At 42.9% G+C, this 15264-nt stretch carries 14 protein-coding genes and 1 pseudogene; 5 read left to right on the top strand and 10 right to left on the bottom strand.

Annotated elements, in window-relative coordinates:
- Positions 1-78: 78 nt before the first annotated feature.
- From NYE45_RS15835 to NYE45_RS15810, 6 genes and pseudogenes are all read right to left on the bottom strand, one after another.
- Positions 79-867, bottom strand: a complete 789-nt coding sequence (locus NYE45_RS15835; RefSeq protein WP_340013087.1) for a glucose 1-dehydrogenase — start codon at positions 865-867, stop codon at positions 79-81.
- A 197-nt stretch (positions 868-1064) separates the two neighbouring features.
- Positions 1065-2450 (bottom strand): lytic polysaccharide monooxygenase, encoded by a 1386-nt coding sequence (locus tag NYE45_RS15830; protein WP_340013086.1) that lies wholly within the window; start codon positions 2448-2450, stop codon positions 1065-1067.
- A 171-nt stretch (positions 2451-2621) separates the two neighbouring features.
- A pseudogene (locus NYE45_RS15825) lies at positions 2622-2903 on the bottom strand (glycoside hydrolase family 3 N-terminal domain-containing protein); the annotation flags it as partial.
- A 154-nt stretch (positions 2904-3057) separates the two neighbouring features.
- On the bottom strand, positions 3058-3759 hold the full coding sequence (locus tag NYE45_RS15820) for a hypothetical protein (RefSeq protein WP_340013085.1): 702 nt from the start codon (positions 3757-3759) through the stop codon (positions 3058-3060).
- 128 nt (positions 3760-3887) lie between these two features.
- Positions 3888-5270 carry a HAMP domain-containing sensor histidine kinase gene (locus tag NYE45_RS15815; RefSeq protein ID WP_340013084.1) on the bottom strand — a complete coding sequence of 461 codons (1383 nt, stop codon included), beginning with the start codon at positions 5268-5270 and terminating at the stop codon, positions 3888-3890.
- 41 nt (positions 5271-5311) lie between these two features.
- The gene (locus NYE45_RS15810; RefSeq protein WP_340013083.1) at positions 5312-6019 is read right to left on the bottom strand and encodes a response regulator transcription factor; all 708 of its coding nucleotides are present in this window, start codon (positions 6017-6019) and stop codon (positions 5312-5314) included.
- Positions 6020-6176: 157 nt separating this feature from the next.
- On the opposite strand from NYE45_RS15810, the gene NYE45_RS15805 reads away from it, so the two are divergent.
- From NYE45_RS15805 to NYE45_RS15790, 4 genes are all read left to right on the top strand, one after another.
- A complete protein-coding gene (locus NYE45_RS15805) occupies positions 6177-6434 on the top strand; it encodes a GlsB/YeaQ/YmgE family stress response membrane protein (RefSeq protein ID WP_340013082.1) in 258 nt (85 codons plus the stop codon).
- Between the two features lie 370 nt (positions 6435-6804).
- Positions 6805-7443 carry a nitroreductase family protein gene (locus NYE45_RS15800; protein ID WP_340013081.1) on the top strand — a complete coding sequence of 213 codons (639 nt, stop codon included), beginning with the start codon at positions 6805-6807 and terminating at the stop codon, positions 7441-7443.
- A gap of 133 nt (positions 7444-7576) precedes the next feature.
- Positions 7577-8002 carry a MarR family transcriptional regulator gene (locus NYE45_RS15795; RefSeq protein WP_062834682.1) on the top strand — a complete coding sequence of 142 codons (426 nt, stop codon included), beginning with the start codon at positions 7577-7579 and terminating at the stop codon, positions 8000-8002.
- Positions 8003-8404: 402 nt separating this feature from the next.
- Positions 8405-9961, top strand: a complete 1557-nt coding sequence (locus NYE45_RS15790) for a BCCT family transporter (RefSeq protein WP_340013080.1) — start codon at positions 8405-8407, stop codon at positions 9959-9961.
- 194 nt (positions 9962-10155) lie between these two features.
- Here the strand turns inward: NYE45_RS15790 and NYE45_RS15785 are convergent, their stop codons facing one another.
- The 4 genes from NYE45_RS15785 to NYE45_RS15770 all read right to left on the bottom strand — a co-directional run bounded on the left by NYE45_RS15785 (position 10156) and on the right by NYE45_RS15770 (position 14538).
- Complete coding sequence (locus NYE45_RS15785; protein WP_340013079.1) at positions 10156-11091, bottom strand: NADP-dependent oxidoreductase; 936 nt, start codon at positions 11089-11091, stop codon at positions 10156-10158.
- A 445-nt stretch (positions 11092-11536) separates the two neighbouring features.
- Positions 11537-12436, bottom strand: coding sequence for a chromosome condensation regulator (locus NYE45_RS15780; RefSeq protein WP_340013077.1), 900 nt, complete (start codon positions 12434-12436; stop codon positions 11537-11539).
- Positions 12437-12637: 201 nt separating this feature from the next.
- Positions 12638-13861 carry a stalk domain-containing protein gene (locus tag NYE45_RS15775; RefSeq protein ID WP_340013075.1) on the bottom strand — a complete coding sequence of 408 codons (1224 nt, stop codon included), beginning with the start codon at positions 13859-13861 and terminating at the stop codon, positions 12638-12640.
- Positions 13862-14388: 527 nt separating this feature from the next.
- Positions 14389-14538 (bottom strand): hypothetical protein, encoded by a 150-nt coding sequence (locus NYE45_RS15770; RefSeq protein ID WP_340013074.1) that lies wholly within the window; start codon positions 14536-14538, stop codon positions 14389-14391.
- A gap of 283 nt (positions 14539-14821) precedes the next feature.
- Here NYE45_RS15770 and NYE45_RS15765 point away from each other — a divergent pair, with 283 nt between their 5' ends.
- Entirely contained in the window at positions 14822-15202 is a 381-nt protein-coding gene (locus tag NYE45_RS15765) for a hypothetical protein (RefSeq protein WP_340013073.1), read from the top strand.
- Positions 15203-15264: the final 62 nt, after the last annotated feature.

Raw genomic sequence — 15264 nt, 5'->3', positions numbered from 1 at the left:
TCTTTAGGATGACCTGCTCTTATTCTTCATTGTAGGTTTCCTCCATCATTACATTGCCAAAGAGGAGTCAACAAGTTATTAGTACTGGTTCGATTGTCCGCCATCAATAGGAATGACAGCACCATTAATAAATTCGGATTCGCCGGATAGCAGGAAGGCAACAAGACGGCCTACTTCTTCAGGTTTACCAAAACGTCTCTTAGGGTTTATGCTAACAAATTCTTTGCCGGCTTCTTCCCATCCTTCTTCGCCACCGATTTGTTTAAGGGATCCGACAACCATTGCAGTCATAATTGCCCCTGGAGCGATAGCGTTGATGCTCAGGTTATATTGTCCGTACTCGATTGCCGCATTTTTCGTCATACCCGATACAGCGTGTTTACTTGCGACATACGCTGCCTGATTCAGAACTCCGCGAATCCCGCCAACAGAGGCGACATTGACAACGGAACCGGATTGTTGCTCTTTCATCACGGGAAGAACGTATTTCATGCCATAAAAGACACCTTTAAGGTTAATGTCAATGACTTTGTCAAACACTTTACTGTTATATTCGGCTGTAGGAGCCTGAGTACCTTCGATACCCGCATTGTTGTAGAAGCCATCGATGCGACCAAACTTTTGAACCGTATCATCTACATATTTTTGAACAGCTTGCTCATCAGACACATCAGCAGTAAGAAGAAGAACTTCTGCCTCAGGTGCAACTTCAAGTATCAATTTCTTGGTCTCTCCAAGTGCAGGTTGATTAAGGTCAACGAGAGAAAGCTTGGCACCTTCTTTTGCGATTTCAAGTGCAGCTGATTGTCCAAGACCTGAGCCTGCTCCAGTAATTAAAACAACTTTTGATTCAAAACGTTTACTCATGATCCATGCTCCTTTATTAAGTGAATTAACGACATATTTGTCTATTTTAGATGAGAATAGAATTCTCAAACGACACTTTATATTCATATGTTCACCCGACTAAGCAAAAATAAACATTTGTATTGAAACTGTTTCTAGATCCTTACGAGTGATCATCAAAAAAAATCACTCAGGAACAAATCCTGAGTGACTATCGACTATTCCGGCAACCACAATGCAAGGACTTCGGAAGGAGTCCAAGTGTATATTGATGTGTGAGCTTGACGGCAAGTATAAGTGACCCCTTTATAAATAACACGATCCCCGATGTGGTATGACGTATTCTTAGCCCAAGCCTTAGGTACATCCGGTTCTACAACTGGAGGAGATGACTCAAGTGTAGTAACTGTAATCACGTTACTCGCTGCAGATACATTTCCAGCAGAATCCTTGGCTTTAATTGAAAATGTATATGTCGAGCTTGATTTCAAACCAGTAACCTCATAACTTGTCACGGTTCCATTTACAGTAGCGATCCGCTCTGAACCTTGGTATATGTCGTAGCTACTAACGGCCACATTATCCGTTGAACTGGACCACATCAGATTTACTGATGCTGCACTTACGTTATGTGCGTGAAGATTGCTTGGAGCCGTTGGAGCTGAAGTGTCAGGTATGGTTGCAGAAGTTGTCTGCACCGTAATCTCCGAACTGAGAAGTGATTCATTACCTGCGGCATCAATCGCTTTTAACGCATAGGTATAAGTTTTTCCTTGACTTAATCCACTTACATCATAGGATACAGATGTTCCTGGAATAGTCGCAATCTTATGTCCATTTTGATAAAGTTCATAACTCATTACACTTACATTATCAGTCGAAGGATGCCAGCTAAGTGTAAGTGATTTTGTCGTGATATTGCTTGCTTTTAAATTCGTTGGTGCTGTTGGCGCTGTTTCATCGGTGTTTGATCCATTTCCACTACCCGATTTCGTTAAATTTACGTCAAGCACTTGATAAAAGGCATTGCCAGTATCAGCGATTTCCCAAACGCCGAGGATAACATGATAACCGGTACGGTCTGCTGGTATTTCACATGAATGTGAGACCGATTTCTCTGGCAATTTCCCGCCATCACTATAGGTACAAAACAGTTCTAAATCCTTACGCTCAATCGGAGCATTAGGGTTCCAGTCTTTCTTGGTTATGTAATATTTCCATTCTTTTGTTGCATGTGGCGCTGTCAACTTCCAGGTAAATGTTTGGCTTCCTGTTTGCATGTCTAGCTTCGTCCAACGTTCTGCCGTTTGAGCAAATAACTGCGGGAAAATACCTCCACCTGTAATTTCTCCATCTGATGGGCCTCCCACCGGAAAGTTTCCTTTTGCTTCCACACTCTGTGGTTCATATTGAACCTGACCACAGTTGCTATTGAGTTTCTGTTGGCATAAGTATGCACGACTGGCTGGTGACTCTAAGTAACCGTGAGCTGAGATGACATTTGCGTACACCAGCAAAAACAATATACCCGTTGCAAATACCAAGATCGTTTTCGGTATCAAGGATGTTTTCCTAACACCTGAGAGTGAGATAAAAGTTGACATAATAATCCTCCTGTAAAGTCTGATGTTGTGAACAAAGAAAATTTTATAAAATTTTTCATGGAGTTGTAAGAGAACAAAGTTCTAATTTCTTTTGGATAAAAAAACCTTTTCATGATATTTGTTTTGTTGAAAAACAGGAGAAAAGTCGTATTTGTTCTTGGTTTGAACATATAGCGGGGAACGCTTAATATTCACGCCAGGACCCAAAACAATGGAAATATCCGCTGCCGCTGCTTCTTGCCCGATTGTTTTCCCCATCGTATGGGCAAGTTCACAATTCCACGAAGAGGCAATTCCGCTTCCGGATGGGAAGCAGGTAGCCGGTATACTTTTGTTTAAGCCTAAGTGGTCTGCGCTCCCCTCTTGTTTTCGAAGTCCATGAGGGCCATCTGTCATCATAATAGACGGCACCCCAACGTGTTCGATGGCTTTGGTGTTCCAGAAATCTTTACCTCTGTATTTGCCCAAGTAGTGCTAGATTAAAAGTCCTAAAACTACGTTAACCCTCAATGCTCCTTTTCAGGATGTATGAGGGTTAACTTTTCATTGTTATTCAGGTATTAAAGGTGAATCGTATGAATGACTTACCATCATCGATCACGATATATTAGTCCAGAAGGCTGTAGATCTGAATGCTCTCCACCTTGGCATCCTTGATATGAAATGACATCACATCCACATAATTGGATGGCTCGTAACGGAAGTCATCCTCCTCATCAGGGGCTCCGTTACCAAGCAGTTTCCCCTCAGGGTAGGCGTTTTTGAGTATATCCAGACTATCTCCTGCTTTAATGTTTCGCACTGTCGTGTACTTAGGATCTGTGATTTCGATATGAAAGATGGAGTCTTGTTTCCCCTCTGGTATACTGATTGTTTTAATCTCCAGACCAGGATACGTATAAACTTTTTCTGTAAAGCCGATTAACGTATCCATGTTTGTTCCATCGTCAGCACTGTACGTATGAGATTTCATATTATCCGGTTTGCCCAGCATCTGTTCCATCTGATCTTCATTTGCTATATCCGAAATCGCAATAGTGTGCTCATTATAGACAAAAGCAAGTTCCTTCAGCACCACATTGCCTTCCTTCTCCATTGAACCTTCCTTAATAGCTTCAGTACCCTTTTCTTCAGAGCTTTCGGAAGCATTCGCATTCGCATTTGTTGCTTCTTCACCTTTGCTCTGTTCATTCGCTGTGTTCTGTCCGGTTGTTGGGGGCGTAGCATCATTGGACTGACAGCCCGTCAATGCAACCGTTAGTAAAGCACCTAGTACGATAAAACCTGCAGCTTTTTTTGTTAACTTCATCATGATCCCTCCATAAATGTGTGATTTGTTCTTATGAAGTGATTATAAATAAAACATTTGTTAGTCTCATAACAGAAATGTACCAATCTTGTAACGTTACCTATTCAGGCTTGGGTGTAGATGCAGGACTACGTACGAGGCAATACAATCGTAACGGTCGTACCTTTTCCCAGTTGACTTTCGATGTCGATATATCCATTAAACCGCTCTACAATCTCTTTGCAAATGGAAAGTCCAAGACCTGAGCCGTTCGCTGTGCTAGCATTTTTCGCCCGGTAAAAACGTTCCTGCACTCGCTCCAGCTCATCGCCCGCGATACCAATCCCTTGATCACGTACCCTTATAACTACCTCGCTTGGCGTATGTTCCAACTTCAATTCGATTAGCGATGGACTGGCTGAATATTTGATGGCATTATCCACAAGATTGGCGATCGCATGGGACATCAACATTGGATTGACCTCGGCGTAGACTCTTCTCAGACCTCCATCTGCCGATCCTCCCTCCACTTTACTGACTCTGATCTCGATCCCTTTATCCTTAGCCTTGGCTCCCATATTCATTGTGACTTCCTGAATCAGTTCATTCATTTCCGTCTTTTCAACTTCCAGTTCGCTGGAACCAGCTTTGTCGAATCTGGATAGCAACAACAGTTCATTAATCAAGCGTGTCAGCCGATCCGATTCCTGTAGCAGATGAGCATAGATTTTTTGCAGTTCCTTGTTCTCGTTCTCCCCTTCAACCAAGTATTGAGAGAAACCACGAATGGCTGCCAATGGTGTTTTTAACTCGTGAGATACGTTGGAGACAAATTGTTTCTGGTACTGAATGTAATCATGAAGCTGCCGCCCCATGGAATCCAGCCCATCTGCCAGCATGCCCAGCTCATCCTTCCGGTTTAGTTGAACTCTCCGAAACTCCTGTCTAGAGAAACTTTGCGCAGCGCCAAGCAACAGTTTAATTGGCTTGGTTGTGTTGCGGGCAATCCACAGGCTGGATAACGTAATCAGCACAATAAATCCGCCTGCGCCGACAAACAGGATATAACGGATTTGATCCATAATTGCATAAAAGTAGGAAATGTCCTCCACGAACTCATACACATAAGCGTTTTCGTAGAATTGATTCTGAATGGGCGTCGCAAAATAAAGCAGATGATTTTCTGTAACGGTGTAGGCATAACTGCCGCTCAGTGCTTTCTCAATATTTTTTTCAAAAATAAGCGGTTTGCCATCATTAATGATGATGCCATCCACAGCCAGGCCCAGCAATTGCTTGGAGCTGTCATAGATACGTACCTCCTTGCCTGAAGCTTTCAGCTTCTCCAGAGCAAGTCTCACAATTTCATTCGTCTGAGGCTCTCCTGACGATGACCTATGCTGTGCCAACACCTCACGGAAGGACAACTCCGACAGATCTGCCTTCTCCATCATCTGTTTCTCAATGGTAACGAAGCTGTAGTAATCGATAGCTTTATTTACCGCAAAAATGATGATGCCAAAGGACAGCACGGAGAAAAATAAATAATTCAGCAGTAACCGGGTTGCATACTTCAGGCCTCGCCACCTCCAAGCTGATAGCCAAATCCATAGATCGTCCTGACATACTTCGGTTCGTCCGCGTTATCCTCGAGCTTCTTCCGTAATCGCATGATGGTCATATCCACACTGCGACTGTCTCCCATAAAGTCATATCCCCATCCGATCTGCAGCAGCTCATCCCGGGTAAAGATTTTGTCGGGCCTTTTGAGTAACGTTTCCAGAATTTTAAACTCTTTGGCCGTTAAAGACACGGGCACACCGTTTTTCAGCACTCTTCGGCTCTCCAGATCAAAAGTCAGCTCTTCATGAATGATACGTGTCGATTGCACTTCTGTCCCTTCACTTGTGTCCTCCCTGCTCTCGTTTCTTCTCAGAATCACCTTGATCCGAGCGAGCAATTCACGATTGTCAAAGGGTTTGGTCATGTAATCTTCGGCCCCTAGCTCTAGTCCCAACACCTTGTCGATGACCTCATTTTTGGCAGACAGCATGATCACTGGAATGGCACGCTGTCCGGTAATTTCCTTGCACAAGTCATATCCGGAGCAGTCTGGCAGCATCAGATCAAGTACCACTAAATCGGGTTGAAAAGAGTCGAGCAGCTGCATGCCCGTTTTGCCGTCCTGTGCGGTCTGCACATTGTAGTTTTCTCGCCTTAGCACCAGCTCAATTAAATCTCGAATTGCGATTTCATCATCAATGACTAGGATTTTCTTCAAATGAACACCCCTATCTAGCCTTGTTTTCAGCAGCTTCAATCAATTATTAACCCATCTTAGCACAGGCACTTTAGATTCCTCCACCAGCAGGAAGATAAGGTATATTCCAACGAACCCAACATAACTTGTAATAAACCCGAAGAAAGGAGAACAATCCATGGATCTGCTCTGGGTACTCATTGTTGGTGGACTTATTGGCTGGTTAAGCGGCAACTTGATTGGGCGAGACGTACCGGGCGGTGTACTTGGGAACATTATTGCGGGTTTTATCGGTTCCTGGTTAGGAACGGAATTGCTGGGACCAAGGGGGCCAGTGATTGGCGGATTTCATATTATTCCAGCCATCGTTGGCTCGATTATTACCTTACTCATCTTCTTCGCTCTGGCACGCGGCGGAGCCTTCCGAAGACGTTAACCAAGTATGGCGGAACCGATACCATCGTAGATATTCTTATAAAGGTGCTGCCAGGGCATAAAGGTACAGGATAAACATAGAAGGACCGAAAGCATTCATCGATGGAAGATGAACTCTTACGGTCCTTTTTTTATTTTTGTACTGATTTCATCCATTCTATATTTTAAGAGTTACAGTTTCCTATTATTTTGAATCACATCCTGGCAAGACGCTAATCATTTGGGCAATGACAAATAATAAGTGATTATTGTAATATTTTAGCACGAAAAAACTCTTGAAATGGACTTCGATTTCGATTATATTTGACTTATCAACAATTGACTAGTCAAATATTGATGCCTCAACAAAATATAAAGGGAGAGTAATTATTATGAAACCATATCAACAAACAAACGATTTTAACGAGATTATTTATGGACGCCGCTCCATTAAGACATACGATTCATCCGTAAAAATCAGCAGGGAAGAAATGACTCAAATCATCAATGAAGCTAGCACCGCCCCTTCCTCCATCAACATGCAGCCTTGGCGCTTCCTTGTGGTAGATACTCCAGAGGGAAAAGAAAAACTCGTCCCACTGTCCCGCTTCAACAAAGAAAAAGTCGCTCAAGCTTCTGCTGTCATTGCCGTGTTTGCGGACAAAAACAATTTCGATTATGCAGAAAACATCTATGGAAAAGCTGTTGAGCATGGCTTAATGCCACAAGATGTTAAGGACTTTCAGTTGAACGCATTCAAACCGATCTATAACAACATGTCCGATGCTGAAATGAACGATGTCATTATGCTTGACGCCGGTCTGGTTTCCATGCAATTGATGCTGGTTGCCCGTGCGCATGGGTATGACACCAATCCAATCGGCGGTTATGAAAAAGATCAAATTGCCGAAGTGTTTGGCTTGGATAAAGAACGCCATGTACCAGTCATGTTACTGACAATTGGAAAAGCTGCAAGCGAGGGATACACCTCCTACCGCATGCCAGCCGAAGAGACTACGTTTTGGGCATGATTCAAAGCGATAGTGCGAGTAGTCTCCACATTATGATATAGTTGCCTTTAGCTGCTGAATGTCTTGGAAGGAATCTGGCCTTATTAATATGAAGCTCTCCAAGACATTCGGTACCATTCGAGGAGGGGCAAACATGAATTGTTCGCTGGAACAAGAAACCTTATTAATATTACTTAAAAATATAAGCAATCAGCTGAAACCTAAATTTGAACGTAGTACGGGGATCAGTTCCTCACGATACGTTCTGTTGTATCATCTCTATCTTCATCAAGAAGTTACACAAAGCCATTTGCAGAAGGCCATTCATATCGACAGTGCTGCTATTACACGCCATTTGAAGCAACTGGAAGCAGATGGTTTGGTGTCACGAAGAAGAAACCCCGATGATCATCGGGAAACTTTCGTCCGGTTAACAGAACAAGGGCTAACGCATATCGCCAATTTCAAGCAGGATCGAAACCAGTTTCTTCATCAGATGATACTGGATTTCAGTGAAGAAGAAGTTGCAATGATGACCGACATGCTTAAACGCATGCAAGTTAATCTGAAGGATCTGTAAATTTACGATGACAGTCAACCATTTTTTGGGAGCCAACCTTTTCTAGATCAGAATCTTTTTCAGGTGACGCGCAGCAGCCAGTACATTGCCCCGATCCATTTAATGATAACGATATCCTTCCTCATTATTACCTAATACAACACATTCATTAATCTATCCTTCCCTTCCAAAAAACTGCCATTATAGACCCAAATCGAAACCACTGTTCCATAACGCACCTGTTCAATTCACGCGTTTATAGGCACTATATATTATTCAGGCAAGATCAAAACAAACCGACGGGTGTTTCATTTCACGGCGGTTTGTTTTATTTTACAACAGCTGGCTTTCCGAAATATTACTAGCTGGACTAGCACATACTAAGAAACAGTTGGCTGAAGCTTACATAACGGAGGTCTCTTCATGGTATTTACAATCACAATTATCATCGTTGCACTGTTTGCAATATGGGGAGCCGTCGCTCCTGATCAGCTGGCGGATGTGGCTAATGTTGCCTACAACTTCTCTATTCAGAATTTTGGCTGGTTTTATTTGCTAGCGACACTGTTCTTCCTGATCTTTGCTTTCTATCTGGCGTTCAGCCGATTTGGCGGTATTAGGCTTGGGGATGACGATGATGAGCCCGAGTATTCTACGGTTTCCTGGCTGTCCATGCTGTTTAGCGCTGGTATGGGCATTGGGCTGGTTTTCTGGGGAGTTGCTGAACCGCTGTCCCACTATTTATCTGCCCCTGAGGGGGCGGTACCCGAAACAACGCAAGCAGCCATACTTTCAATGCGTTATTCCTTTTTCCACTGGGGGCTGCATCCTTGGGCTATCTATACCGTCATCGGCCTAGCGCTTGCTTACTTCCAGTTCCGGAAAGGATACAAAGGGCTGATCAGTTCCACCTTTATTCCTCTGATAGGTGAGCGTCTTGCTTCAGGCTGGCTTGGTAAGGTCATTGATATTCTGGCGGTCATTTCCACCATCTTTGGTGTTGCGACCTCGCTTGGATTGGGTGCACTTCAGATTGGCGGAGGTCTGAATCACTTATTCGGTATTCCTAACTCGACTCTGACTCAGGTTGTCATTATCACAGTTGTAACCGTACTGTTTTTAATCTCGGCAACCTCCGGTCTGGATAAAGGTATTAAGATTCTTAGCAACGTCAACCTCGTTATAGCTGTGCTATTGATGTTGTTTGTATTGGTGACTGGACCTACTTCTTTTATATTTGACACATTCACGACAACCTTGGGCAGTTACATGCAGAATATTATTAACATGAGTTTGAGACTGACGCCGTTCTCCAGAGAAACCTGGATTGGAGCATGGACGTTATTTTACTGGGCATGGTGGATCTCATGGGCTCCCTTTGTTGGCACTTTTATCGCAAGGGTATCCAGAGGAAGAACCATTAAGGAATTTGTAATTTACGTCATGGTTATTCCAAGTCTTTTCGGATTTATCTGGTTCTCCGTCTTCGGCGGAACAGGACTTCACATGGAATTGTTCAATGCCGCTCATCTGGCGGAGGCCGTTATGGAAGATACGACAACTGCTTTATTCCTTATGCTGGAGCAGCTGCCTTTGGGCACAATCGTGGCATTCATCGCCACAATCCTGATCATGATTTTCTTTATTACGTCGGCTGATTCAGCTACCTTTGTACTGGGTATGCTCACTTCAGATGGCAAGTTGAACCCGAGTACAAGAGTGAAATTAACCTGGGGAATCATGCAGTCCGCCATCGCGGTAGTACTACTAATCAGCGGGGGGTTAACTGGACTCCAGACGGCATCCATTGTAACCGCATTGCCGTTCGCTATTGTCCTAATCGGTATGTGTTTCTCCCTCCTCAAGGCTCTAAAGGCTGAGGACAAAGAGCGCCGTCAGAAGGAAAAACGGCAGCGTCAAAAGCTGAAACGACTGCTGGAGGAACAAGAAATCTCGCTGAATGAAATTTCCGGCAGGTAATGTATACTTGATTTGATCTCTATAGCAATGGTGCCTGCCTCCAGGCAATCGGATTATGGTCTTGTCCATTCCGGCAATCGGTACAAATTCTTGTTCTGGGCTTAGACAAGAATTTGTACCGATAAAAATAAAAAAAGCCGCTAAAATAGCGACTTCAATGGGAATATGTGTTTATCGTTTTTTCAGTCTCCTTTCTAAAATGTAATGACAATTTTACCAACAGCGTGGTGAGTTTCACTCAAAGCATGTGCATCATAAATACCCTGTCTACTAAACGGAAATGTTGCCCCTACAATCGACTTCATCTTTTTCTCTTCCATCAGATCAGCCATTCTCTGCAATTGATCACCATCTGGTTGTAGCCAAATCCCCTTTGCTGATACATTGTGAGACTTAGCCGTATCATGATTGGGTTCACCAACAATGGTAATCAATCTTCCGGTATTTTGCTTAAGTACCGTATAGCTTTTCTCAGCTACTTCTCCACCCATCGTGTCAAACACTAAATCTATATCTTTTAGAATGTCTTCAAAGTTTTCCTTTTTGTAATCAATAACTTGATCAGCACCTAATGAATAGAGAAGTTCATGATTTTTTTCACTTGCAGTTGTAACAACATGAGCGCCGGCGTGCTTTGCTAATTGAATGGCATAAATACCTACACCACCAGCCCCGGCGTGAATAAGTACAGTTTCACCTTCTTTTAAATGGCCATGAGTAAACAATGCCTGCCATGCTGTTAAACCAGCTAAAGGTACCGCTGCAGCCTCCTCATATGAGATTGAATCAGGTAGTTTTGCCAGTAGGTGCTCATCAACTGCTGTATACTCAGCATACGTACCGAAACGAGTTGTTTCAGGGCGACTGAATACGCGGTCTCCAACGTTCCACTTCGTAACGTTTGAACCAATTTCACTTATGACTCCTGCTGCATCCCACCCTAAGATAATAGGAAATTCCCAATCAAACATTTCTTTTAAGTAACCCTCTCTTAATTTCCAATCGATTGGATTAATGGATGTAGCCTCTAGTTTTACAACCACTTGATTAGCTTCTGCACTTGGTTTATTCACTTCCTGCTCGACTAGCGCTTCTTTACTCCCATATTGATTAATTACAACTGCTTTCATTTTTTAACACTCCTTTAAGCTAATGTCCTTTTACGTGCTATTCCCTATTATTTAGATCCAGTCACTGCGTTAATGAATATTATCCTTACTTATGTTTAACAACTGGGATAAAATTATGCAAAAAAATAACTAAATGGTTGTCAAAGCACCTTCGACTTCGACTATATCTACTGATTACTGAGTTATGAATATAAAACAAATAAAACAGCTGATCACAAGGGACAGCTGCTTTATTTGTTGCTACAAGTGTTTATTCATTGCAAAGATTGTTTAGTGTGATTACCCTCTTGAAGAAACGCTATAATGCTCGGGCGCATGAGGCCGGCCGCTAGTGCAGCTCCCACATAAACATTGCTACCCATTTCTTCGCTGCACTAATGGCAAGAATAATAGGCAGGAAATAGAGTGCGCCATCGCCAACAGCAGACAAAAGACATTTTGCATCTTATTTCATTATTGATTGTTGAATGTTACTCCATCCGCTTACATCACATTGTCCATAATCGTTATCACCCACAGTAACTATCGTGCCATCCGATTTCAGTCCAATCGTATGGGCACAGCCCGCCGAAACAGCTCGAATTTCATGCCAGCCACTTACATCGCATTGGTGATGTTTATTCGAACCTACAGCAACCGTCGTACCGTCAGACTTAAGACCAACCGTATGATAACTTCCCGCTGCAACTGCTACAATATCGCGCCATCCGCTTACGTCGCATTCACCTTCATTATTTCTACCCACAGCCACTACCGTGCCATCCGATCTGAGCCCAACAGTATGAAGATACCCCGCCGAAACAGCCAATATGTCGCTCCAGTCGTTTACGCTACATTGGTTATATTTATTGTTACCAACTGCTGTTACCGTTCCGTCTATTTTAAGACCAACTGTATGCCAGTCACCCGTTGTGACCGATACAATATCATGCCAGCTGCTCACGTGGCATTCCCCTTCATTATTTCGCCCCACCGCAACCACGGTGCCATCTGATTTAACCCCAACAGTACGGCACCAACCTGCCGAAACTGCTACAATATCGTGCCATTCGCTTACATTGCATTGATCATGTTTATTCCAACCTATAGCTGTTACAGTACCATCAGATTTAAGACCAACGGTATGGGCATTACCGGTGTTCGTAGCCATATGAACATTACCAGCAGCAACTTCGACGATCTGGCACCAATCGCTTACCTTACATTGACCGAATTTATTATCACCCACAGCTGTTACTGTTCCGTCAGATTTAAGAGCAACGGTATGACGACGACCCGCAGCTATGGTACAGTTACGGAACTGTTTCGCCTCAAACACCGCTTCCTTCCGTGAATTGTAGTCCATATCTTCCTCCCCTCCACAAATTGAAATCCTCCGTTAGCTCAAATGTAAGTCATAAAGATTGCTTGATACGATAGTACCTTGCCCTCATATCTCCTAATGAATCCCTAAATCTTCTAGTTGCAAATTTTTATCTGTTAAAAAAGATATCAACTGCAGGTAAGTTTCTCCTATAGTATCATAACTTCCATATGTAACCTTGTATTAGGATAGCCGATGAATCGACCATACTATATCCGTACTGAATCCAATGGATAGACCATCAGCTTCGTAATATAACCCGACTTGATCACCTGCCTGCAGCTCTACATCACCGGTTAACGTCACCGTTGCACTACCTAGTACAGTTCTCATAGTTAAAATTAACGGTATATTAACGTCAAAGAAAGGCATATAACCTTTTATTAAATCAATATTGTCATTCTTCTTTACAGTAAAAACCGGATCAATGTCTCTTCCTATGCTCACACTGATTGCTGCGTCAATCTTATAATTAACAGTTGCATGTATGGCATATCTACCAGTGTCCGGTGCCGTAAATATCCCTGTAGCAGGATTAAATGTAGGGCTTCCGTAATATGGAGACGCCTCGCTCCAATTCGAAAATAGCTTGCTACTATTGATTGAGTATGTCGTACCGGTAACAGAAAATCCTTCCGAGGTAAAAGGAGTCCCCGCGGGACCTGCTGGCCCTTGTGCTCCTACTGGCCCTGGGTCTCCTTGCGGCCCTACCGGACCTTGTGCACCTACTGGCCCTGGATCTCCTTGCGGCCCTACCGGACCTTGTGCTCCAGCTGGTCCTGAATTTCCTTGCGGTCCCACTTGGCCTTGTGGTCCTGGTGGCCCCGAAGCTCCTTGTGCTCCCGTGGAGCCTGCTGGTCCTTGTGCTCCAACGGGTCCAGTTGCTCCGGTATCGCCTTTATCTCCCTTGGCTCCATCGCCTGTAGAATTCTGCGATTCTTCGACAACTGATGGTAAAGTACTGATGATGATGGTTTTGATGGTGGAATTCCATACTACTTTTGCTCCAAATAATTCCGCAATAAAACGTACGGGTACCATAACCCGGTTCTGAATGATCTTTGCAGGTTGATCGAGCGCGACCTCCTCCTCTACATCACCGATTTTAACGCTGGCAGTCGGGTTGCCAATAATTAAAATACCCGATGTATATCCTTTAATAACCGTTATGGCTTGTGTAGAACTGTTCCAGTTAAGAGACACACCGAGCGATTCTTCAAGGACCCTTAATGGTATAAGTGTGGTTCCTTTATGGACAACGGGTTTGACGTCACTCGGGACTACATTATCATTAACAATAATAGAGATCTCGTCTAGTTGGCCGATTGGAGCCGCCTGAGCAGCAGAAACCACAAACAACGTCATTACAAGCAAAAATACCATGGATAATTTCAATCTTTTTATCACTTAACGTTCCCCCATATTAATGAATTTTTATTCCTTAATCCCGGTTGCGATTATCTGTAGAATTCGAGCCCTGCGATTTTAACTTAAGCCGCAACAAAAGGATCCTATCATTCTCTACGTAGACATTGTAGACAAAATTATAGGAGTTGAAGTCATACGAAAGTAGTACGCTGCCCTGAAAAAAACGATCGTTCCGGTATAGGTAGAAACAGTTTTTCCATCCCCGAAGCCTGTTAGTCGCTCAAAAGAGACTCACCACTCACACTTAGATATTCACCTAATCGAAAATGGGGACATCTTCTTGTTAAGTCATTTATAGCGATCTTCTTATTAAACTCACCTGTTTCTTGGGACCCCTTGATTTAAATTTCTCGCCAGTCTTCCCCAACGAGGAAATGAAAAAACCTCAGCTGGGTTAACCGAGCTGAGGTAATAAATTTGTTGCTACCACTGTTGGAGTCTTTAGATTCCACATCAGGTGCTTCGAATACCCTAATTTGGGACTACTAGAATCGCACCTATCTTCTTTACTTAATAACTTCTACCTTTTTATCCCCTGCTGACTTCGCTACCTCTAACGTTGTATTACCTTGAATAGCGACTATCAAGCCAGTAGCCAACATAGAAACGATTAAAGCTGCGCTGAGGACTGTGGACATTTTTTTCTTCTTGACCATAACCATACCTCCAATTTTAAATTACAATATTTCACTTTGTTGGGTAATCCATCTGGTGAGTGTATTATAACGTACTGACAATGATTGTGAAAGAATTTTTTCCTTCCCACGGTTGCATAAAAATCTAAATAACCTAGAAATGGTTTACAATTACGACATGCAGTGTTACATTAATTTGAAATTAAGTAATTTAATAGATTATACTGAGGTTTACGGATCTGGGGATTACCATCGTGTTTGCCGTTCTTAAACTCCAATCATTCAACATTAGGAGGATATTCTGATGAAAACCAAATCACTAAAATTGATTACAGTTGGTGTGACTCTTGCTTTAGGCGTTGGAATAGGTATTTATGGCTGGGGAGCTGCATCTGCTGATACTAATCCCTCTAAAGATCAAATGGAAATAAAAATCAATGATAAAGGTGAAACATATGGTTCACTTCTTTATCATGATGAAACAGAATTAGATCTAGTTAAGGCTTTTGGTGTAGACGGAATTGAAGGTTACATCAAGAGTTCAGATATGAATCAAGACTTGCCACAAACTCCCGAAGAAGCAATTCAGAGTATGAATGAACCAAAAGTCGATAAGTATATAAACTTGTACGATAGCAACGAGAATATTATCGGAAAATTTCTACTCACTAGTTCAAAAGATTAACTCTTCTTTTCCAGCTTGCTCCAATTATCTTTCGGCTCTGCTCCTTGTTTTGATCAATTATA

The organism is Paenibacillus sp. FSL K6-1318 (genome assembly GCF_037976905.1).
Taxonomy (GTDB): Bacteria; Bacillota; Bacilli; order Paenibacillales; family Paenibacillaceae; genus Paenibacillus; species Paenibacillus amylolyticus_A.
The sequence above is the reverse complement of the archived record's forward strand: the minus strand, read 5'-3'. Positions and strand labels throughout refer to the sequence as shown.